At 65.8% G+C, this 20,453-nt stretch carries 19 protein-coding genes and 1 tRNA gene; all 20 read left to right on the top strand.

Annotated elements, in window-relative coordinates:
• Positions 1 to 133 precede the first annotated feature (133 nt).
• The 20 genes from fabF (at position 134) to ACVKN3_RS15515 (ending at position 20,368) form a co-directional block, all read left to right on the top strand.
• Entirely contained in the window at positions 134 to 1,423 is a 1,290-nt protein-coding gene (gene fabF, locus ACVKN3_RS15610; RefSeq protein WP_285400885.1) for a beta-ketoacyl-ACP synthase II, read from the top strand.
• Positions 1,423 to 2,448 carry an endolytic transglycosylase MltG gene (gene mltG / locus ACVKN3_RS15605; protein ID WP_354516370.1) on the top strand — a complete coding sequence of 342 codons (1,026 nt, stop codon included), beginning with the start codon at positions 1,423 to 1,425 and terminating at the stop codon, positions 2,446 to 2,448. Before fabF ends, mltG begins: the two co-directional genes overlap by 1 nt.
• Entirely contained in the window at positions 2,439 to 3,401 is a 963-nt protein-coding gene (gene holB, locus ACVKN3_RS15600) for a DNA polymerase III subunit delta' (protein ID WP_285400881.1), read from the top strand. The genes mltG and holB overlap by 10 nt, the downstream gene beginning before the upstream one ends.
• Before the next feature lie 62 nt (positions 3,402 to 3,463).
• Positions 3,464 to 4,426, top strand: coding sequence for a PIG-L deacetylase family protein (locus ACVKN3_RS15595; RefSeq protein ID WP_285400879.1), 963 nt, complete (start codon positions 3,464 to 3,466; stop codon positions 4,424 to 4,426).
• A gap of 34 nt (positions 4,427 to 4,460) precedes the next feature.
• Positions 4,461 to 4,820: a PilZ domain-containing protein gene (locus tag ACVKN3_RS15590; protein ID WP_354516367.1), complete on the top strand. Its 360-nt coding sequence runs from the start codon at positions 4,461 to 4,463 to the stop codon at positions 4,818 to 4,820.
• Positions 4,821 to 5,138: 318 nt separating this feature from the next.
• Entirely contained in the window at positions 5,139 to 5,495 is a 357-nt protein-coding gene (locus tag ACVKN3_RS15585; protein ID WP_036142456.1) for an NADH-quinone oxidoreductase subunit A, read from the top strand.
• Positions 5,486 to 6,040 carry a NuoB/complex I 20 kDa subunit family protein gene (locus tag ACVKN3_RS15580; protein ID WP_036142453.1) on the top strand — a complete coding sequence of 185 codons (555 nt, stop codon included), beginning with the start codon at positions 5,486 to 5,488 and terminating at the stop codon, positions 6,038 to 6,040. Before ACVKN3_RS15585 ends, ACVKN3_RS15580 begins: the two co-directional genes overlap by 10 nt.
• Before the next feature lie 15 nt (positions 6,041 to 6,055).
• Positions 6,056 to 6,784, top strand: a complete 729-nt coding sequence (locus tag ACVKN3_RS15575) for an NADH-quinone oxidoreductase subunit C (RefSeq protein ID WP_285400874.1) — start codon at positions 6,056 to 6,058, stop codon at positions 6,782 to 6,784.
• Positions 6,785 to 6,811: 27 nt separating this feature from the next.
• Entirely contained in the window at positions 6,812 to 8,041 is a 1,230-nt protein-coding gene (locus ACVKN3_RS15570) for an NADH-quinone oxidoreductase subunit D (protein WP_285401204.1), read from the top strand.
• 21 nt (positions 8,042 to 8,062) lie between these two features.
• Positions 8,063 to 8,590 (top strand): NADH-quinone oxidoreductase subunit NuoE, encoded by a 528-nt coding sequence (gene nuoE / locus ACVKN3_RS15565; RefSeq protein WP_036142443.1) that lies wholly within the window; start codon positions 8,063 to 8,065, stop codon positions 8,588 to 8,590.
• Positions 8,591 to 8,600: 10 nt separating this feature from the next.
• A complete protein-coding gene (nuoF, locus tag ACVKN3_RS15560) occupies positions 8,601 to 9,944 on the top strand; it encodes an NADH-quinone oxidoreductase subunit NuoF (protein ID WP_354516364.1) in 1,344 nt (447 codons plus the stop codon).
• Positions 9,941 to 12,253, top strand: coding sequence for an NADH-quinone oxidoreductase subunit NuoG (gene nuoG, locus ACVKN3_RS15555; RefSeq protein WP_354516362.1), 2,313 nt, complete (start codon positions 9,941 to 9,943; stop codon positions 12,251 to 12,253). Before nuoF ends, nuoG begins: the two co-directional genes overlap by 4 nt.
• Before the next feature lie 3 nt (positions 12,254 to 12,256).
• Positions 12,257 to 13,279, top strand: a complete 1,023-nt coding sequence (gene nuoH / locus ACVKN3_RS15550) for an NADH-quinone oxidoreductase subunit NuoH (protein ID WP_285400869.1) — start codon at positions 12,257 to 12,259, stop codon at positions 13,277 to 13,279.
• Between the two features lie 5 nt (positions 13,280 to 13,284).
• Positions 13,285 to 13,776, top strand: coding sequence for an NADH-quinone oxidoreductase subunit NuoI (nuoI, locus tag ACVKN3_RS15545; RefSeq protein WP_036112213.1), 492 nt, complete (start codon positions 13,285 to 13,287; stop codon positions 13,774 to 13,776).
• A 21-nt stretch (positions 13,777 to 13,797) separates the two neighbouring features.
• The gene (locus ACVKN3_RS15540) at positions 13,798 to 14,463 is read left to right on the top strand and encodes an NADH-quinone oxidoreductase subunit J (protein ID WP_285400867.1); all 666 of its coding nucleotides are present in this window, start codon (positions 13,798 to 13,800) and stop codon (positions 14,461 to 14,463) included.
• Positions 14,460 to 14,765 (top strand): NADH-quinone oxidoreductase subunit NuoK, encoded by a 306-nt coding sequence (nuoK, locus tag ACVKN3_RS15535; protein WP_036112219.1) that lies wholly within the window; start codon positions 14,460 to 14,462, stop codon positions 14,763 to 14,765. The genes ACVKN3_RS15540 and nuoK overlap by 4 nt, the downstream gene beginning before the upstream one ends.
• Before the next feature lie 4 nt (positions 14,766 to 14,769).
• The gene (nuoL, locus tag ACVKN3_RS15530; protein WP_285400857.1) at positions 14,770 to 16,851 is read left to right on the top strand and encodes an NADH-quinone oxidoreductase subunit L; all 2,082 of its coding nucleotides are present in this window, start codon (positions 14,770 to 14,772) and stop codon (positions 16,849 to 16,851) included.
• A 14-nt stretch (positions 16,852 to 16,865) separates the two neighbouring features.
• Positions 16,866 to 18,377, top strand: a complete 1,512-nt coding sequence (locus ACVKN3_RS15525) for an NADH-quinone oxidoreductase subunit M (RefSeq protein WP_036142427.1) — start codon at positions 16,866 to 16,868, stop codon at positions 18,375 to 18,377.
• 13 nt (positions 18,378 to 18,390) lie between these two features.
• Complete coding sequence (gene nuoN / locus ACVKN3_RS15520) at positions 18,391 to 19,851, top strand: NADH-quinone oxidoreductase subunit NuoN (protein ID WP_036142424.1); 1,461 nt, start codon at positions 18,391 to 18,393, stop codon at positions 19,849 to 19,851.
• Positions 19,852 to 20,291: 440 nt separating this feature from the next.
• Positions 20,292 to 20,368: transfer RNA gene (locus ACVKN3_RS15515), tRNA-Met, on the top strand.
• Positions 20,369 to 20,453: the final 85 nt, after the last annotated feature.

Raw genomic sequence — 20,453 nt, 5'->3', positions numbered from 1 at the left:
GATCGGAGGCTTGCCTCCCGTCGATCTCCGAGCGACATGGAAGCTGCGCCTAACGGCGCAGTTTTCGTTTGCGGCAAACGCAACCTGCGCCCGCGTATGGTCTGTGTGCGGAAACAGTTGAGGATGAGAACGCATGAGTAAGCGACGTGTGGTAGTGACCGGCATGGGCATCATCTCGCCGGTCGGCAACGATGTAGCCACCGCCTGGAAGAACGTGGTCGAAGGCAACAGCGGCATCGGTCCGGTGTCCGAATTCGATGCCACCGCCTACTCCACCCGTATCGCGGGTGAGGTGAAGGACTTCGACCCGGTGGACGCCTTCTTCGTCGGCACCGACATGCCCGACGACGAGCGGCGCGCCGTGGCGAAGGACTTCAAGCGGATGGATCCGTTCATTCATTACGGCATCGTCGCCGGCACCCATGCCTTCCGTCAGTCGGGCCTGGTCGTCACGGCCGAGAACGCGGGCCGCATCGGCGTCGCAGCCGGTGCCGGTATCGGCGGCCTGCACACCATCGAGGGCACGGCGCTGGAGCTGGCCGAGAAGGGGCCGCGCAAGGTCTCGCCGTTCTACGTGCCCAGCTCGATCATCAACATGGTGGCCGGCAACCTGTCGATCTACCACGGCCTGAAGGGCCCGAACATCGCACTGGTGTCGGCATGCACCACGGCTGCGCACAACATCGGCATGGCCATGCGCCTGATCCAGTACGGCGACGCCGATGCCATGATCGCCGGCGGCGCGGAGTTTGCCACCACGCCCACGGCCATGGCGGGTTTCTGCTCGGCCAAGGCCATGTCCACGCGCAACGACGACCCGGTGCACGCCAGCCGTCCGTGGGACACGGGGCGTGACGGCTTCCTGCTGTCCAACGGCGCGGGCATGCTGATGCTCGAGGAATACGAGTTCGCCAAGGCGCGGGGTGCCACCATCCTCGCGGAACTGGTCGGCTTCGGCATGAGCGGCGATGCGTTCCACATCACCTCGCCCAGCGGCGACGGTGCGGAACTGGCCATGCGCAACGCGCTGCACGACGCCGGTCTGAAGGCCGAGGACGTCCGCTACGTCAATGCGCACGGCACCTCCACGCCGGTGGGCGACCTGGGCGAAGCCAAGGCCATCCGCAACGTGTTCGGCGACCACGCCACGAAGAAGGGCGCCTTCTCGGTCAGCTCGACCAAGTCGGTCACCGGTCACCTGCTGGGTGCCGCGGGCGGCGTGGAAGCCATCTTCTCGATCATGGCCATCCGCGACGGCATCATGCCGCCGACGATGAACCTGGAAACGGTGGATCCCGAGGTCGCCGCGCTCGGTATGGACCTCGTGCCCAACCAGGCGGAGAAGGCGGATATCGACGTCGTCGTATCCAACTCGTTCGGCTTCGGCGGCACCAACGGTACGCTCGTATTCCGTCGCCTCTGATGCGCGGCATCGCCCGGTGGCGGGTCGTCCTCCTGCTCGTGTTGCTGGGAGGTATCTTTGCGGGCGGCTGGCTGTGGTTCGACTGGGCGCGCTTCGCCCGTACGCCGTTGACCGTCGCCGCCGCCGGACAGAGCATCGACGTGGCGCGCGGCGCGTCGTTCCGGGACATCGTGCGCGACCTGCGCTCGCGTGGCGCCACCCGCGCCTCGCCGTTCTACTGGCGGCTGCTGGCCATGGAAATGCGCGTCGCCGGTCGTCTCCATGCCGGCGAGTTTGCCCTGCGTCCGGGCATGACGCCGCGTGACCTGCTGGGCGACATGGCCAACGGCCGGGTCATGCAGCGCAACCTGACCATCGTGGACGGCTGGACCTTCGCCGACCTGCGTCGCACGCTGGCCGCGGCACCCGTGCTTACCCACGACACCGCCGGGCTCGACGATGCCGCCATCATGCGACTGGTCGGCGGCCCGGAAGGCGACAATCCGGAGGGGCGTTTCCTTCCGGAGACCTATGCCTACGTCAAGGGCGACAAGGATTCGAGCATCCTCAAGCGGGCCTATGTGGCGATGGGCAAGACGCTCGACACCGCGTGGGCCTCGCGCGCGCCCGACCTGCCGCTGGCCTCGCCGTACGAGGCGCTGATCCTGGCGTCCATCGTGGAGAAGGAAACGGGCAGGGCGGATGAGCGCCCGCGAATCGCCGGCGTCTTCATGCGGCGGCTGGAAGGGCGCATGCTGTTGCAGACCGACCCGACGGTGATCTATGGCATGGGCGCGGCGTACGCGGGCAAGATCCACAAGAGCGACCTCACCACGGATACTCCCTACAATACGTACACGCGGGTGGGTCTGCCGCCGACACCGATCGCGCTGCCTGGCCGCGCGGCGATCGAGGCGACGTTGCATCCCGCCGACGGCAAGGCGCTGTATTTCGTCGCCCGTGGCGACGGCAGCCACGTTTTCTCGGATACCCTCGACGAACATAACCGGGCCGTGGCCTGTTACCAGTTGAAGCGATGCCAGTAACGACACCCCCGCACCACGTCGGCCTGCGCCCCTGGCACGCGGAGGCCTGGGACCGCCTGCAGGCCCGCCGCGACCGCGACGCCTTGCCCCATGCGCTGCTGCTGGCCGGCCCTGCCGGGCTGGGCAAACGGGATTTCCTTTCGGTGTTCGTCCGTGGGCTGCTTTGCCTGCAGCCGGTCAACGGCGCGCCGTGTGGACAGTGCCGCAGCTGCCAGTTCCTGGCGGCGGGCACCCATCCGGACCGGGTGACCCTGTCGTTCGGCCTGCGCAAGGACGGCGTCACCCGCAGCGAGATCGTCGTCGACCAGATTCGCGACCTGTCCCAGCGGCTGGCCATGTCCAGCCAGTTCGGCGGCTGGCAGGTCGCCACCGTGGACCCGGCCGATGCGATGAACGCGGCCGCCGCCAACGCCCTGCTGAAAACGCTGGAAGAACCCACGCCGGCCACGCTGCTGGTGCTGGTGGCCGACGAGCCGGCCCGGCTTCCGGCCACGATCCGCAGCCGGTGCCAGCGCATCGATTTCCTGGTGCCCTCGCGGGACGTATCGCTCGCTTGGCTGGCGGCCGAGGGCGTGGCCGATGCGCCCGCCGCGCTCGAGGCCGCGGGCGGTAACCCGGGCATGGCGCGCGAGTGGGCCGCCGACGGCGCCCTGCGCCAGCGCGACGAGGTGCGCAAGGACCTGCGCGCCCTGGCCGCCGGGCGCGGCGACGCCATGGAAGTGATCAAGCGCTGGCAGGCCGCCCAGCCGGCGCGTTACCTCTGGTTTGCCGCGCAGGCCGTGGCCGACGAACTGCGCGCCCGCACCACGGGCACCCCGGCGCCACTGGAAAGCCAGCTGGACGACGAAACGCTGGACCAGTGGTACGGCCGGGCCAACCGGGCGCGGGATGCCCTGCGTGGTCCCCTGCGGGTCGACCTGATCCTGCTCGAACTGCTCGCGGCCTGGCGTTGACGCGGCCTTATCGGCCGGTCGGTCTTAATGCGCCTGTCATAATGATGTGCAAGGAATCCGCTTTGTATCGTGACCCCGTCATCGACGGCGGCACCCGCCTGCTCGTCGTCGCCCCCCATCCGGACGACGAGTCGCTGGCCGCCGGCATGCTTATCCAGCGCACCCTGGCCCAGGGTGGCCGGGCTGACGTCCTGCTGTTGACCGACGGGGACAACAACCCCTGGCCGCAGCGCTGGCTGGAGCGCCGTGTGCTCATCGACGCGGCGGCCCGTCGCCGCTGGGGTGCACGCCGTCGGCGCGAAGTGGCCGGCGCGCTGGGCCGGCTGGGCGTCCCGCCCGACCAGCTGCATGCGCTGGGCTGGCACGACATGCAGGTCACCGACGAACTGCGCCTGCGGCACACCGCGGCCCTGACCTCCGTCAAGCGGGTCATCGAGCGCGTGCGCCCCACGCTGGTGGTCATTCCCGACCTGGGCGACGCGCATCCGGACCATGGCTCCGCCCACGTGCTGGCGCGCCTGGCCCTGGCGGCCGCGGGCTCGACGGCCGACATCCTCACTTATATGGTGCACGGCACCGAGCGCAGCGCGCCGGACGACCTGATCGTTCCCGACCTGGATGCCGAGCGCCAGGCGACCAAGCTGGCCGCCGTGCTGGAGCACGAAACCCAGGTGGCGCTCAGTCGCAAGCGCATGCTCGCTGTGGCGTCGCGCCCCGAGCGCTTCGACCGCCCGGCCGCCGCGCCGGGCACCGGGCTGTTGCCCTTGCCGTGGCATCCGGGCGTCCTGGCCCGCCGCCGGTTGCGCATCGTGGTGGCGGACGGGCAGGGCGTGGTGGCCTGGCCGTGGCGCAAGGCGCCGCTGGAGGCCGTGGACGGTGGCTGGCAGTTGCGCCTGCGCGGCGCGCCCGGCCCGGCTTTCGTCAAGCTCACCGCCGATCTGGCCACGCCGTGGATCTACGACCACTACGGGTGGGCGTGCGAGGCCCCGGAGCCGGCCGGGCTTGTGGCCCGGACGGTCGGCTAGCTAGGATGGCCCTCAATACGGGGAAATCGCTTGCATGAACGCCACCGCCTCATCGCCGCGTCAGGGCATCCTTTCGCTGAAGATCAAGGACGTCAACGCGCTGTACATCGCGTACATGCCTTTCCTGAAGACCGGCGGCCTGTTCGCGCCCACTGCCCAGCGCTACGGCCTGGGCGATGAAGTGGCCCTGCTGGTCACCCTGATCGACGATAACGAGCGCCTCTCGGTCGCCGGCAAGGTGGTCTGGATCACGCCGGTGGGCGCCCAGGGCAACCGTACCGCCGGGGTCGGCATCCAGTTCAGCGAATCGCCCGAAAGCGAGGCCGCCCGCCAGCGGATCGAGGCCCTGCTCGCCGGCAGCCTGGCCTCGGAGCGCCCGACCCAGACGATGTAACCGCGCGCGCCGCCCGGCGTCGCGTGCAGGCCGTGTGACGGCAAAAGCGTGCGAATGCGTCGCGGCTACCGCTTTTCCGCCTTACGGCGATGTTTTTCCCGCATTAAGGCTTGTAGGTATACCTGCACGCACTGGTACAATAGTCCGGTTCCCCAACGTGAGATTGTGGATATCCGGAGTCGTTGGCGCGCCCATCGCGTCGACACGGATCGGCCCGTTTGGATCGATTCGAAAAAAGCTTCGGCGACCCTAGCCGGACCGCTCGTCCCCGTCGACGGTCACTGATGCGCCCAGTGAGGCGCGGAGGTACGCAGCATCGTGCTTGCCCAATATTGGCCCGTCCTGTTGTTCATCGGCGTCGCTGTCGGCCTGGGCGTCGTGCTCATGACGCTCGGCATGCTCGCCGGCCCGCGTCGTCCCGACGCCGAGAAGCTCTCGCCCTACGAGTGCGGCTTCGAGGCCTTCGAGGACGCGCGCATGAAGTTCGACGTGCGCTACTACCTCATCGCCATCCTCTTCATCATCTTCGATCTCGAAATCGCCTTCCTGTTCCCGTGGGCGGTGGTGTTCGACAAGATCGGCCTGATCGCCCTGGTCGAGATGGCGCTGTTCCTCGCGCTGCTCGTCGTCGGCTTCGCTTACGTCTGGAAGAAGGGAGCGCTCGAATGGGAGTGATGACCACCATCGACCGGGTGATGCACAACCCGGCGCCGCTCAACCTCGTCGACGACATCCTGCGTCCCAACGGCGACGCGCCGGTGGCCAACCGCGGTTTCGGCGTGACCAGCATCGACGCCCTGATGAACTGGGCGCGCACCGGCTCCATGTGGCCGATGACCTTCGGCCTGGCCTGCTGCGCGGTCGAGATGATGCACGCGGGTGCCGCGCGCCTCGACCTCGACCGCTTCGGCGTCGTGTTCCGTCCCAGCCCGCGCCAGTCCGACGTCATGATCGTGGCCGGCACGCTGGTCAACAAGATGGCTCCGGCGCTGCGCAAGGTGTACGACCAGATGCCCGAGCCGAAGTGGGTCATCTCGATGGGTTCCTGCGCCAACGGCGGCGGGTACTACCACTATTCGTATTCGGTCGTGCGCGGCTGCGATCGCATCGTGCCGGTGGACATCTACGTGCCGGGTTGCCCGCCGACGGCCGAAGCGCTGATCCACGGCATCCTGCAGCTGCAGAAAAAGATCCGCCGCACCCACACGATCGCGCGCTGAACAGGGCTTTCGAACATGAGCGTTACTAACGAGACCTCGCTGGTCGAACGGCTCGCCGCGCGTTTCGGCGACATGCTGACGGTGAAGGTCGAGCGCAACGAGGTCACCGCCGAGGTGTCCCCGCGCGACCTGACCGCCGTCGCCACGGCGCTGCGCGACGAGACCGGCTTCCGCTTCACCATCGTCATCGACGTCTGCGGTATCGATTACCTCAGCTACGGCCAGACCGAGTGGGATACCGACACCGCGCACGGCGAAAGCTTCTCGCGCGGTGTCGAAGGGCAGGGCGCCGGCCGCTTCACCTGGGCGGAGCGTCCGCGCCAGGTCGAGCAGCCGCGTCGCTATGCCGCCATCATCCACCTGCTGTCGATCGAGCTGAACCAGCGCATCCGCCTGCGCGCGTTCTGCGAGGACGACGCGTTCCCGGTGGTGCCGTCGATCACGCCGATCTTCCCGGGTGCCGACTGGTTCGAGCGCGAAACCTTCGACCTGTTCGGCATCATCTTCGACGGCCACCCCGACCTGCGCCGCATCCTCACGGACTATGGCTTCGTCGGCCATCCGTTCCGCAAGGATTTCCCGCTCATCGGCAATGTCGAGGTCCGCTACGACCCCGAGCAGAAGCGTGTCGTCTACGAACCGGTCTCGATCGAGCCGCGCGTGCTGGTGCCGCGCACGATCCGCAACGATGCCGACCTCGATCAGGCCAGGGCGGAATCCGCCGATCACTGGCGGGAGAACTAAGCCGTGGAAGAAATCCGCAATTACACGATGAACTTCGGCCCGCAGCATCCCGCTGCGCACGGCGTGCTGCGCCTGGTGCTGGAGATGGACGGCGAGACCATCGTGCGCGCCGATCCGCACATCGGCCTGCTGCACCGTGGCACCGAGAAGCTGGCCGAGTCCAAGCCGTTCAACCAGTCCATCGGTTACATGGACCGCCTCGACTACGTGTCGATGATGTGCAACGAGCACGCCTACGTGCGCGCCATCGAGAACCTGATGGGGATCGAGGCGCCGGTGCGTGCGCAGTACATCCGCACCATGTTCGACGAGATCACCCGCATCCTCAACCACCTCATGTGGGTGGGTTCGAACGCGCTCGACCTGGGCGCCATGGCCGTGTTCCTCTATGCGTTCCGTGAGCGCGAGGAACTGATGGACGTCTACGAGGCGGTGTCGGGCGCGCGCATGCACGCCACGTACTACCGTCCGGGCGGCGTCTACCGCGACCTGCCCGAGCAGATGTCGAAGTACCGCGAGTCGCCCTGGCACAAGGGTGGCGACCTCAAGCGCCTGAACGCCTGGCGCGAAGGCTCGATGCTGGACTACCTCACGGAGTTCACCAACGACTTCCCGGCGCGCGTCGACGAATACGAATCGCTGCTGACCAACAACCGTATCTGGAAGCAGCGTACGGTGGGCATCGGCGTCATTCCGCCCGAGAAGGCCCAGGCCTGGGGCATGACCGGCGCGATGCTGCGCGGCTCGGGTATCGCCTGGGACCTGCGCAAGAAGCAGCCGTACGCTGCCTACGCGGACATGGATTTCGATATCCCGGTGGGCGTCAACGGCGACTGCTACGACCGCTACCTGGTCCGCGTCGAGGAAATGCGCCAGTCCAACGCGATCATCAAGCAGTGCGTGGCCTGGCTCAAGGCCAACCCCGGTCCGGTCATGGTGCAGAACTACAAGGTCGCACCGCCCAGCCGTGAAGAAATGAAGAACGACATGGAAGCGCTCATCCATCACTTCAAACTCTTCACCGAAGGCTACGGCGTACCCGCCGGCGAAACCTACGCCGCGGTCGAGGCGCCCAAGGGCGAATTCGGCTGCTACCTCGTGTCCGACGGTGCCAACAAGCCCTTCCGCGTGCACCTGCGCGCGCCCGGCTTCGCGCACCTGTCTTCCATGGACGCGATCGTGAGGGGCCACATGCTCGCCGACGTCGTCGCGATGATTGGCACCTACGATCTCGTCTTCGGCGAAGTCGACCGCTAAGTCGACGGAGTGAACTGAATCATGAAAGCCACCGGTCATTTCGAGCAGGTCAAGGACGTCGATCCCCTTGCCGTGCTCAACGATCACACCCGTCAGCACATCGACCACTGGGTGTCCAAGTTTCCGCCCGACCGCAAGCGTTCGGCCCTCATCCAGTCGCTGATGGCGGCGCAGGAACAGAATGTCGGCTACCTGACCGACGAGCTGATCACCGCGGTCGCCAAATACCTCGACCTGCCGCCGATCTGGGCCTACGAGGTCGCCAGCTTCTACTCGATGTTCGAGACCTCGCCGGTCGGCCGCAACAACGTCGCCATCTGCACCAACATCTCGTGCTGGCTGAACGGGGCCGAGGGCCTCGTGCGCCATTGCGAGAAGAAGCTGGGCATCAGGACGGGCGAAAGCACCGCCGACGGTCGCGTCTACCTCAAGCAGGAAGAGGAATGCCTGGCCGCGTGTGCCGGTGCGCCGATGATGGTGGTCAATGGTCATTACCACGAGAAGCTGACGACCGAATCGGTCGATGCGATCCTCGACGGTCTGAAGTGAGGTAAGGGCAATGGCTAGCACCACTGGTCCGGTCGGACCCGCACCGCAGGAACACCAGGTCGTCTACACCACGTTGCATTTCGAGAAGCCCTGGGCGCTCGACAGCTACGAAAAAGTGGACGGCTACAAGGCATGGCGCAAGATCCTGGCCGAAAAGCCGGACCCCGCCGCGCTGATCGAAGAGATCAAGAAGAGCGCGCTGCGCGGTCGCGGCGGCGCCGGCTTCCCGACGGGCCTGAAGTGGTCCTTCATGCCGCGCACGGCACCGGGTCAGAAGTACATCCTGTGCAACTCGGACGAATCCGAGCCGGGCACCTGCAAGGACCGTGACATCCTGCGCTTCAACCCGCATGCGGTCATCGAAGGCCTGGCGATCGCGTGCTACTGCACCGGTTCGACCGTCGCCTACAACTACCTGCGCGGCGAGTTCCACCACGAGCCGTTCGAGCACATCGAGGAAGCGCTGGCGGAAGCCTACGCAGCCGGCCTGCTCGGCAAGGATATCGGCGGCACGGGCATCGACGTCGACATCTACAACGCGCTGGGCGCCGGCGCGTACATCTGCGGCGAAGAAACCGCGCTGATGGAATCGCTGGAAGGCAAGAAGGGCCAGCCGCGCTTCAAGCCGCCGTTCCCGGCCGGCTTCGGCCTGTACGGTCGTCCGACCACGATCAACAACACCGAGACCTACGCCTCGGTGCCGGCCATCCTGCGCAACGGTGCGGAGTGGTTCCTCAACATCGGCAAGCCGAACAATGGCGGCCCGAAGATCTTCTCGGTGTCCGGCCACGTGGCCAAGCCGGGCAACTTCGAGATCAAGCTGGGCACGCCGTTCGCCGACCTGCTGCAGATGGCCGGCGGCATGCGCGAAGGCCGCACGCTCAAGGCGTGCATCCCGGGCGGCTCGTCGATGAAGGTGCTGCCGGCCGAGAAGATCATGGAATGCACCATGGACTACGACTCGCTGCAGAAGGCGGGTTCGGGCCTGGGCTCCGGCGCGGTCATCGTGATGGACGACACCACCTGCATGGTGCGTGCGTGCCATCGCATCTCGCGCTTCTACATGGCCGAGTCGTGTGGTCAGTGCACCCCGTGCCGCGAAGGTACCGGCTGGATGCACCGCGTGCTGTCGCGCATCGTGGACGGCAAGGGCACGGAAGACGACCTGCACCGCCTCAAGGCCATCGCGGGCCAGATCGAGGGCCACACCATCTGCGCGTTCGGCGAAGCCGCGGCGTGGCCGGTGCAGGGTTTCCTGTTCCACTTCTGGCACGAATTCGAATACTACGTGACGCATGGCCGGTCGATCGTCGACGGCCCCGCCGGCACGGTCACCACTGGAGTCGCTGCATGAGTGCGCAGCCCGTAGCCAATGCCGCGCCGGATCTCGTCAATGTCGAGATCGACGGCGTACCGGTGCAGGTAGCCAAGGGGTCGATGATCATCCAGGCGGCCGATGCCGTCGGTATCGCCATCCCGCGCTTCTGCTACCACCGCAAGCTTCCGATCGCCGCCAACTGCCGCATGTGCCTGGTGGAAATCGAGAAGATGCCCAAGCCTGCACCGGCCTGTGCCACGCCGGTGGGCGAGGGCATGAAGGTGTTCACGCGCTCGGACAAGGCGCTGAAGTCGCAGCGCAACGTGATGGAATTCCTGCTGATCAACCATCCGCTGGACTGCCCGATCTGCGACCAGGGCGGCGAATGCGAACTGCAGGACGTCTCGCTGGGCTACGGCCGCTCGGTGTCCCGCTATACCGAGCGCAAGCGCACGGTCGCCGACGAGAACATCGGGCCGCTGATTGCCACCGAGATGACCCGCTGCATCCAGTGCACGCGCTGCGTCCGCTTCACCAGCGAGATCGCCGGCACGTACGAACTGGGTGGCATGAGCCGCGGTGAAAACCTCGAGATCGGCACGTACATCGGCAAGACCATCGAGAGCGAACTGTCGGGCAACATCATCGACGTCTGCCCGGTGGGTGCGCTGACCAACAAGCCGTTCCAGTTCCAGGCGCGCGCCTGGGAGCTGATCGCCCGCCCGTCGGTGGCCTACCACGACGCGCTCGGCTCCAACCTGTGGCTGCATGCGCGCCGTGGCGAAGTGCTGCGCACGGTGCCCCGCGACAACGAGACGATCAACGAGTGCTGGCTGTCCGACCGCGACCGCTACAGCCACCAGGGCCTGTACGCCGCCGATCGCGTGAAGACGCCGATGGTCAAGCGCAACGGGCAATGGGCCGCCACCACGTGGGACGACGCCCTGGCCGTGGCCGCCGAGTCGCTGAAGAGCGTGTCCGGTGCGGATCTGGGCGTGCTGGTGCATGGCGCCACGTCGAACGAGGAAGGCGAGCTGATCGTCCGCCTCGCGCGCGGCCTGGGCAGTGCCCATGTGGACCACCGCCTGCGCCAGCTCGACTTCGCCGACAACGCGTTCGCGCGGCCGTTCGCCTCGCCGATCGCCTCGATCGACAAGGTGAAGGCGGCGCTGCTGGTCGGCTCCGACCTGCGCCACGAAGTGCCGCTGCTGAACCATCGCCTGCGCCAGGCGGTGAAGAAGGGCGCCAAGGTGTATGCGGTCAACCCCGCGCACTTCAACTTCAACTACCCGCTGGCCGGCGAATCGGTGGCCGCGCCGCATGCGCTGGTCAACGAGCTGCTGGTGCTGGCAAAAGCCGCCGGCGAGCACGGTGCCACGGTGCCCGACGCCCTGGCCTCCGCGCTGAACGGCGTCGAGACCACGGACGCCCATCGCGACGCCTTCAAGGCCCTGGGTGACCAGGCCATCGTGATCTTCGGCCATGCCGCAGTCACCCATCCGGAAGCCTCGTGGCTGCGTGCCATCGCGCGCTTCATCGCGCAGGCGGCCGGTGCGGCGTTCAACGAGATCCCGGTCGGCGCCAACGCGCTGGGCCTGTCGTCGGTGGGCGTGCTGCCCGGCGCCGGCGGCCTCGACGCGCGCGGCATGCTGGCCCAGGCCCGCAAGGGTTACATCCTGTACAACGTCGAGCCGCCGCACGACTTCGCCGACGGTGCACTCGCGCAGCAGGCGATGCATTCGGCGCAGACGGTGGTGGCCTTCGCGGCTTATGCCAGCGAGGCGTTGAAGGATTCGGCCGATGTGATCCTGCCGATCGGCCTCACGCCGGAGATCGACGGAACCCTGGTCAACGTCGAAGGCACGGCCCAAGCCGTGGTGGCGGGTGCCAAGGCCCCTGGCGATGCCCGTCCGGGCTGGAAGGTGCTCCGTGCACTGGGCGGCCTGCTGAACGTGCCGGGCTTCGAGTTCGAGGACCTTGCCGGTCTTCGCGAGGGTGTCACCGAGCGCGCGACCGAGGCGCGCCAGGTGCTCGCCCCGCGTGCCTCGGGTGTCACGCTGTCGCGCCTGGCCACCACGCCGATCTACCGCGGCGACGCGGTCCTGCGTCGCGCCGGTGCACTGAACGCGCATCCGCTCAACCGCCCGGCGGCTATCCGCATCGGCGCGGACGAGGCGGGCAGGCTGGGTCTTGCCGATGGCGCCAACGCGCGTATCGGCGACAGCGTGCTGCCCGTGGTGTTCGACGAGGCGGTGCCGGCGGGTGCCGTCTGGATCGAAGCCGCGCATTCCGAAACCGCCATGCTGCCCCCGTACGGCGCGGCCATCACCGTGAGCAAGGCATAACCCATGGCCGATCAACTCTTCGACCACCTGTTGCTGCCGATCCTCTACATCCTGGCGATCGTGCTGCCGCTGGTCATCGGCGTCGCACTCTTCGTCTGGTGGGAGCGCAAGGTGCTGGGCTGGATGCACGTCCGCATGGGGCCCAACAAGGTTGGCCCGGCGGGCCTGCTGCAGGCCTTCGCCGACGTCGTCAAGCTGTTGCTGAAGGAAGTCATCCTTCCGACCAACGCCAACCGGGCGCTGTATTACCTGGCTCCGCTGCTGGCCCTGGTGCCGGCACTGGCCGCCTGGGCCGTGGTGCCGTTTGGTCCTGAAGTGGTGCTGGCCAACGTCAACGCCGGCGTGCTGTACCTGCTGGCGATGACCTCGATGGGCGTCTACGGCATCATCCTCGCCGGCTGGTCGTCCAACTCGCGTTACGCGATGCTCGGCGCCATGCGCGCGGCGGCCCAGGTCATCTCGTACGAGCTGGCCATGGGCATGTCGATCGTCTGCGTGCTGGTACTGACGGGCAGCCTCAACCTGTCCGCCATCGTCAACGCGCAGTCGGGCAACTTCTTCACGTGGTACTGGCTGCCGTTGCTGCCGGTGTTCGTCATCTACTTCGTCTCGGGTGTCGCGGAAACCAACCGCGCACCGTTCGACGTGGCCGAAGGCGAATCCGAGATCGTCGCGGGCTTCCACGTCGAATACTCCGGCTCGCCGTTCGCGCTGTTCTTCCTGGCCGAGTACGCCAACATGATCCTGGTCAGCTTCCTGACCTCGATCTTCTTCATGGGCGGCTGGCTGTCGCCGTTCCCGGAATCTTGGGGCCTGCTGGGCCACGGCGGTTTCCATTGGCTGTTCATCAAGGCCTTCTTCTTCGCCTTCCTGTTCCTGTGGTTCCGCGCCAGCTTCCCGCGCTACCGCTACGACCAGATCATGCGTCTCGGCTGGAAGGTCTTCATCCCCATCACCATCGTCTGGGTCCTCGTCGCCGGCTGCATGAAATATTTCGGCTGGGTCCACCTCGGCACGGGAGCCTGATCGCCATGACCCGCGTTATCCATTACCTCAAGAGCCTGCTGCTGCTCGAGCTGTTCGCCGGCATGGGCCTGACCATGCGCTACATGTTCAGCCCGAAGTACACCATGCGCTACCCGTTCGAGCACATTCCCAAGTCCAACCGCTTCCGCGGCCTGCACGCGCTGCGTCGCTACGCCAACGGCGAAGAGCGCTGCATCGCCTGCAAGCTGTGCGAGGCGGTGTGCCCGGCGCTGGCGATCACCATCGACTCGGCCCCGCGCCCGGAAGACGGCCAGCGTCGCACCACGCGCTACGACATCGACCTGTTCAAGTGCATCTTCTGCGGTTTCTGCGAAGAGAGCTGCCCGGTCGATTCCATCGTGGAGACGCACGTGCACGAGTACCACTTCGAACATCGCGGCGAGAACGTGGTCACCAAGGGCCAGCTGCTGGCCATCGGCGACCGCTTCGAGCAGGACATCGCTGCCGCCCGCGCGCAAGACGCGGCTTACCGCTGAGGCGCCCGGAGAAATCACGCGATGAATACCGATCTGCTCCAACTCATCTGTTTCTACCTGTTCGCGGGTATCGCCGTCATCGGCGCGCTGATGGTCATCAGCGTGAAGAACTCGGTGCATGCCGTGCTCTCGCTGGTGCTGACCTTCTTCAGCATGGCCTGCGTCTGGCTGCTGGCCGAGGCCGAGTTCCTGGCCATCGCCCTGGTGGTGGTCTACGTCGGCGCGGTCATGGTGTTGTTCCTGTTCGTGGTCATGATGCTGGACATCAAGCAGGAGGTGGTCCGCGAGGGCTTCATCCGCTACCTGCCGGTGGGCATCATCGTCGCGCTGGTCATGCTGGTCGAGATGCTGGCGATGATCGGCGTCAAGGCCATGCACGCGCACACGCTCGGTCCCAACCCGGCCGGTGAATCCAACGTGGCTTGGCTGGGCCAGGCGCTGTACACCGACTTCCTGCTTCCGTTCGAGATCGCCGCACTGATCCTCACCGTGGGTGTGGTGGCCGCCGTGGCACTGACCCTCCGCCAGCGCCTGGGCGTCAAGCACCAGACGGCCTCGCAGCAGGTCGCCGTGCACGCGACCGACCGCGTCCGCGTGGTGAAGGTGGCCACCGAAACGATGGCTTCCGTCAGCCCGGCCCCCGCACCGGCCCCGGTGGTCGACCCGACGCAGGAGAACGCCAAGTGATCACGCTTTCCCATTACATCGTCCTCGGCGCGATCCTCTTCTGTATCGCGGTCGCCGGACTCTTCATCAACCGCAAGAACGTGATCGTGCTGCTCATGGCGATCGAGCTGATGCTCCTGGCGGTGAACACCAACTTCGTGGCCTTCTCGCGCTTCTTCGGCGATGTCGGCGGCCAGGTCTTCGTGTTCTTCATCCTCACCGTGGCCGCGGCGGAATCCGCCATCGGCCTGGCGATCCTGGTCCTGCTGTTCCGTAACCGCAGCACGATCAATGTCGCCGAAATCGACAGCATGAAGGGTTGATCCGATGAGTCTCTCGCTTTCAATCCTGCTGACGATCGCACTGGCACCGCTGGTGGGGTCGATCCTGGCCGGCCTGTTCGGACGGATGATCGGCCGGGCAGGGGCGCACACCGCGACCATCCTCGGTGTGGGCATCTCCTGCGCCCTCTCGTTCTACGTCCTGTACCAGCTGGTCTTCGCCGGTGCGCAGAACTTCAACCAGGACATCTACACCTGGTTCGAGATCGGCAAGTACCACGCCTCGGTCGGTTTCATGGTCGACCGCCTCACCGCCATGATGATGGTGGTGGTGACCTTCGTGTCGCTGCTGGTGCACCTGTACACCATCGGCTACATGGAAGAAGACCCGGGCTATACGCGCTTCTTCAGCTACATCTCCCTGTTCACCTTCTCGATGCTGATGCTCGTCATGAGCAACAACTTCATGCAGCTGTTCTTCGGCTGGGAAGCGGTGGGCCTGGTGTCGTACCTGCTGATCGGCTTCTGGTACAAGCGCCCCACGGCGATCTTCGCCAACCTCAAGGCGTTCCTGGTCAACCGCGTGGGCGACTTCGGTTTCCTGCTGGGTATCTCGGCCATCCTGTACTTCATGGGTACGCTCGACTACCAGACCGCCTTCGACCACGCTCCGGAGCTGGTCGGCAAGACGCTGCAGATCACGCAGAACCACGCGTGGGATGCCGCCACGGTGATCGGCATCCTGCTGTTCATCGGTGCCATGGGCAAGTCGGCCCAGGTACCGCTGCACGTGTGGCTGCCGGACTCGATGGAAGGTCCCACGCCCATCTCCGCGCTGATCCATGCGGCGACGATGGTCACGGCGGGTATCTTCATGGTCGCGCGCATGTCGCCGATCTTCGAGCTTACCGAAGGTGCGCTGTCGTTCATCCTGGTGATCGGTTCGACCACGGCGTTCTTCACGGGCCTGATCGGCATCGTCCAGAACGACATCAAGCGCGTCATCGCGTATTCCACGCTGTCGCAGCTGGGCTACATGACCGTGGCGCTGGGTGTGTCCGCCTATAGCGGCGCGGTGTTCCACCTGATGACCCACGCCTTCTTCAAGGCGCTGCTGTTCCTGGGTGCGGGCTCGGTCATCATGGGCATGCACCACGAGCAGGACATGCGCTACATGGGCGGCCTGCGCAAGTACATGCCGGTGACCTGGATCACGATGTGGATCGGCTCGCTGGCTCTGGCCGGCACGCCGTTCTTCTCGGGCTTCTACTCGAAGGACGCGATCATCGAGGCCGTCGGCGAGTCGCATCGCTGGGGTGCGTCGTACGCCTACTTCTGCGTGATGGGTGGCGTGTTCGTCACCTCGCTCTACAGCTTCCGCCTGCTGTACATGACCTTCCACGGGAAGGAGCGCTTCACCGTCGCGCACCACGCCCATGGTCATGGCGCGCACGGCCACGACGTCCATGCCGTCCACCACGATGCGCATCATGACGACGCGCATCACGACGACGACCACGGCCACCACACGCCGGGCGTCCTCGAGCACGCGCCGCACGAGTCGCCGTGGGTCGTCACCGTCCCGCTGGTGTTGCTGGCCATCCCGTCCATCCTGATCGGCTTCTTCACCGTCGGCCCGATGCTGTTCGGCGACTGGTTCGGCAAGGCGATCCACGTGAACGAGGCCAACAACGTGCTGGGCGAGCTTGCGCACGAGTTCCACGGCGCTTTGGCCGCCGGCCTGCACGGCTTCATGCAGCCGCCTTTCTGGATCGCGGCCGCCGGCTTCATCGTCGCCACCTACGTCTACCTGTTCAACCCGTCGATCGCCGACAAGGCGAAGAACGCGCTGAAGCCGGTGTTCAACCTGCTCGACCACAAGTACTGGATCGATGAACTCTACTTCGCGGTGTTCGCGAAGGGCGGCGTGAAGCTGGGCGAAGGCCTGTCGAAGGTGGGCGATACCGCCATCATCGACGGCGCCATCGTCAACGGCTCGGCCGGCCTCGTGCAGCGCATCGCGAGCGGCGCCCGTCGTCTGCAATCCGGATTCCTCTTCCACTACGCGTTCGCCATGATCCTCGGTCTTATCCTGCTTCTCGGCGGGTACTGGCTGATCGGGCAATAAGGGAAACGAGCTCTATGTCGAATCACTTGCTCAGCCTGCTGATCTGGCTTCCGGTCGTCGGCGCCATCCCGGTGCTGTTGGCCGGTTCCGGTCGCCCAGGCCTCGCCCGCTGGATCTCGCTGCTGGTGGCGGTTGCCACGTTCGCCGCCAGCCTGGCCCTCCTGCCTGCCTACGACGCCGCCACGGGTACGATGCAGCTCAACGAAACGCTGAGCTGGATTCCCTCGCTCGGCATCAACTACTCGCTGGCCGTCGACGGTATCTCCGTCGCGCTCATCGTCCTGACCACCTTCACCCAGATCCTGGTGATCGTGGGTGCCTGGGAAGTCATCCAGAACAAGCCGCACCAGTACATGGCGGCGATGCTGATCCTCGAAGGCCTGATGATCGGCGTGTTCTGCGCGACGGACGCGTTGCTGTTCTACGTGTTCTTCGAAGCCATGCTGATCCCGATGTTCATCCTCATCGGTATCTGGGGTGGCCCGCGTCGCGTCTACGCCACGCTGAAGTTCTTCATCTACACGTTCTTCGGCTCGATCTTCATGCTGGTCGGCCTGATTTACCTGTACCACAAGACCGGCGGCAGCTTCGCGCTGTCGGACATGGCCAACGTGCACCTGACGCTCACCGAGCAGAGCTGGCTGTTCTTCGCCTTCCTGCTGGGCTTCGCCATCAAGGTCCCGATGGTGCCGGTGCATACGTGGCTGCCGGATGCCCACGTCGAGGCACCCACGGGCGGCTCGGTGGTGCTGGCGGCGGTGATGCTGAAGATCGGTGGCTACGGTTTCCTCCGTTTCAGCCTGCCGATCGTGCCGGACGCCTCGCACCACTTCGCCTGGCTGGTCATCGTGCTCAGCCTGATCGCGGTCTGCTACATAGGCTACATCGCGCTGGTGCAGCAGGACATGAAGAAGCTGGTGGCGTACTCGTCCATCGCGCACATGGGTTTCGTCACCCTGGGTATCTTCATCGCCTTCCTGCTGGTGCGTGACTCGGACAATGTCGAGGCGGCACGCCTGGGCATGCAGGGCGCCATGGTCCAGATGATTTCGCACGGTTTCATTTCCGGCGCGATGTTCAGCTGCATCGGCGTGCTGTACGACCGCATGCATACCCGACAGATCAAGGATTACGGCGGCGTCATCAACGTGATGCCGATCTTCGCCCCGTTCTACGTGCTGTTCGCCATGGCCAACAGCGGCCTGCCGGGTACCAGCGGGTTCGTCGGCGAGTTCATGGTCATCCTGGCCTCGTTCAGCGCCAACCCGTGGATCGCGTTGTTCGCCGCGTTCACCCTGATCATCGGCGCGGCTTATACGCTGTGGATGGTCAAGCGCGTCCTCTGGGGCGACATCAAGAACAAGCACGTCGCGGAACTGACGGACGTCAACGGTCGCGAGATCTTCATGCTGAGCGCGTTCGCCGCCGGTGTGCTGGTCTTCGGTATCTGGCCGGAGCCGCTGGTCCACCTGATGGATGCCTCGGTTGCTCGGATCGTCGAGCAGCTGGCCATCACCAAAGTCTGAGCGGGAACTATCCATGCCTGGTATCAACGACATCCTGATCCTGCTCCCCGAGGTTTACCTCGTGCTGGCGGCCTGCGTGCTCCTGCTCCTGGACGCCTGGCTCGCGCCGGCGCAGAAGGGCGCGGTGCACTGGCTCTCCATCCTGGTCCTCGTGATCGGCGCGTACCTCGTCGTCAGCGGCCAGCCGGATGGCACGGTCACCGCCTTCGGCGGCATGTTCATCCGCGACGGCGTGGCCGAAGTGCTGAAGCTGTTCTCGCTGCTGATCACGGCCGTGATCTTCGTCTATGCGCGTCCGTACTTGCGCGAGCGGGCCATCCCGTTCGGTGAGTTCTACACGCTGACCCTGTTCGCTACCGTCGGCACGATGTTCCTCGTGTCGGCGGGCAGCTTGGTCACCGTGTACCTGGGCCTCGAGCTGCTGACGCTTTCGTCGTACGCCCTGGTCGCCCTCAACCGCGACTCGCAGCTGTCTTCCGAAGCCGCCATCAAGTACTTCGTGCTGGGCGCGCTGGCCTCGGGCATGCTGCTGTACGGCATGTCGATGATCTACGGCGCCACCCACAGCCTCGACCTGCACACGATCCACGCGGCCATCGTCACCACCGAGTGGAAGACGCTGCTGCTGTTCGGCCTGGTCTTCATGATCGTCGGCATCGGCTTCAAGCTCGGCGCCGCGCCGTTCCACATGTGGATTCCGGACGTCTACCAGGGCTCGCCCACCGCCGTGACCATCTTCATCGGTTCGGCGCAGAAGCTGGCGGCGTTCGGCATGGCCTATCGACTGCTGTCCACCGGCATGGGCGATGCCGCGGGCGGCGCGACCGGCCTGGCACCGCAGTGGCAGATGATGCTGGCCACGCTGGCCGTGCTGTCGCTGGCCATCGGTAACCTGGTCGCCATCGTGCAGACCAACCTCAAGCGCTTGCTGGCCTATTCGACCATCTCGCACATGGGCTACCTGCTCTTGGGCCTGGTCAATGCCAGTCCGGAAGGCTACTCGGCCTCCATGTTCTATGCCGTCAGCTACGCGCTGACCAGCGCCGCGGCGTTCGGCATGATCCTGGTGCTGTCGCGCTCGGGCTTCGAGTGCGAGGAGATCGACGACCTGCGCGGCCTCAACCAGCGCTCGCCGTGGTTCGCCTTCCTCATGCTGCTGGTGATGTTCTCGCTGGCCGGTGTGCCGCCGCTGTTCGGCTTCTTCGGCAAGCTGCTGGTGCTGAAGGCGGCCGTGGACGCGGGCTTCCTCTGGCTGGCGCTGGTCGGTGCCGTGTTCGCCATCGTCGGCCTGTACTACTACCTGCGCGTGGTGAAGGTGATGTACTTCGACGCCCCGCTGGAAGGCACCGACGTGCGTGCCCGTGCCGACGCGCCGGCACGCTGGGTGCTTTCGATCAACGCCCTCGCGCTGCTGGTCCTGGGCTTCACCTGGGCACCGCTGCTGGCCTGGTGCCAGAAGGCCTTCGCCGGCTGATCGGGCAGGGCGGTTTGCAGTGAAAAAAAGCGCCGGTCTCCGGCGCTTTTTTTTGGAACGACGCCGGGGCGTGTGGTGATGTGGAGCATTGGGGGTAGGAGCGCACGATGTGCGCGATCCCTCGACATGGCAACGGCGACGGAAGCCATGCATGGCATCCGTGCAGGCGTTTCCGGACGCCGGGGAAAACACATACCGGACGCACGGAACGGCCTTGGATCCATGGGGCGCATGGTTTCATTCGCGACATATGGGTTTGGGGTTCGCACACATCGTGCGCTCCTACCGACCTTGTGCGGTGTGGCCCGAATATCCCGCGTTGCGCGCGCCACGAGGTCGCGTTTTGCGTCGTGTCATGGTCCGCCGCGCATCTTTTTCACACGAATGTAAAAAAGGGGCTTGCAAGAAACCGGCCACATCCATATACTTGCTGACTCTGATGCGGGGTGGAGCAGTCTGGCAGCTCGTCGGGCTCATAACCCGAAGGTCGTAGGTTCGAATCCTACCCCCGCTACCAGTTTTAAATGAAACGGCGCGATCTCTACCGGGATCGCGCCGTTTTCTTTTGTGGCGTTTGTTATGCAACGCCCGCCGCAGCGCCA

It is taken from the genome of Luteibacter sp. PvP120 (assembly GCF_054055715.1).
Note: the sequence above shows the minus strand (reverse complement) of the source record. Positions and strands in the feature narration are given on the sequence as shown.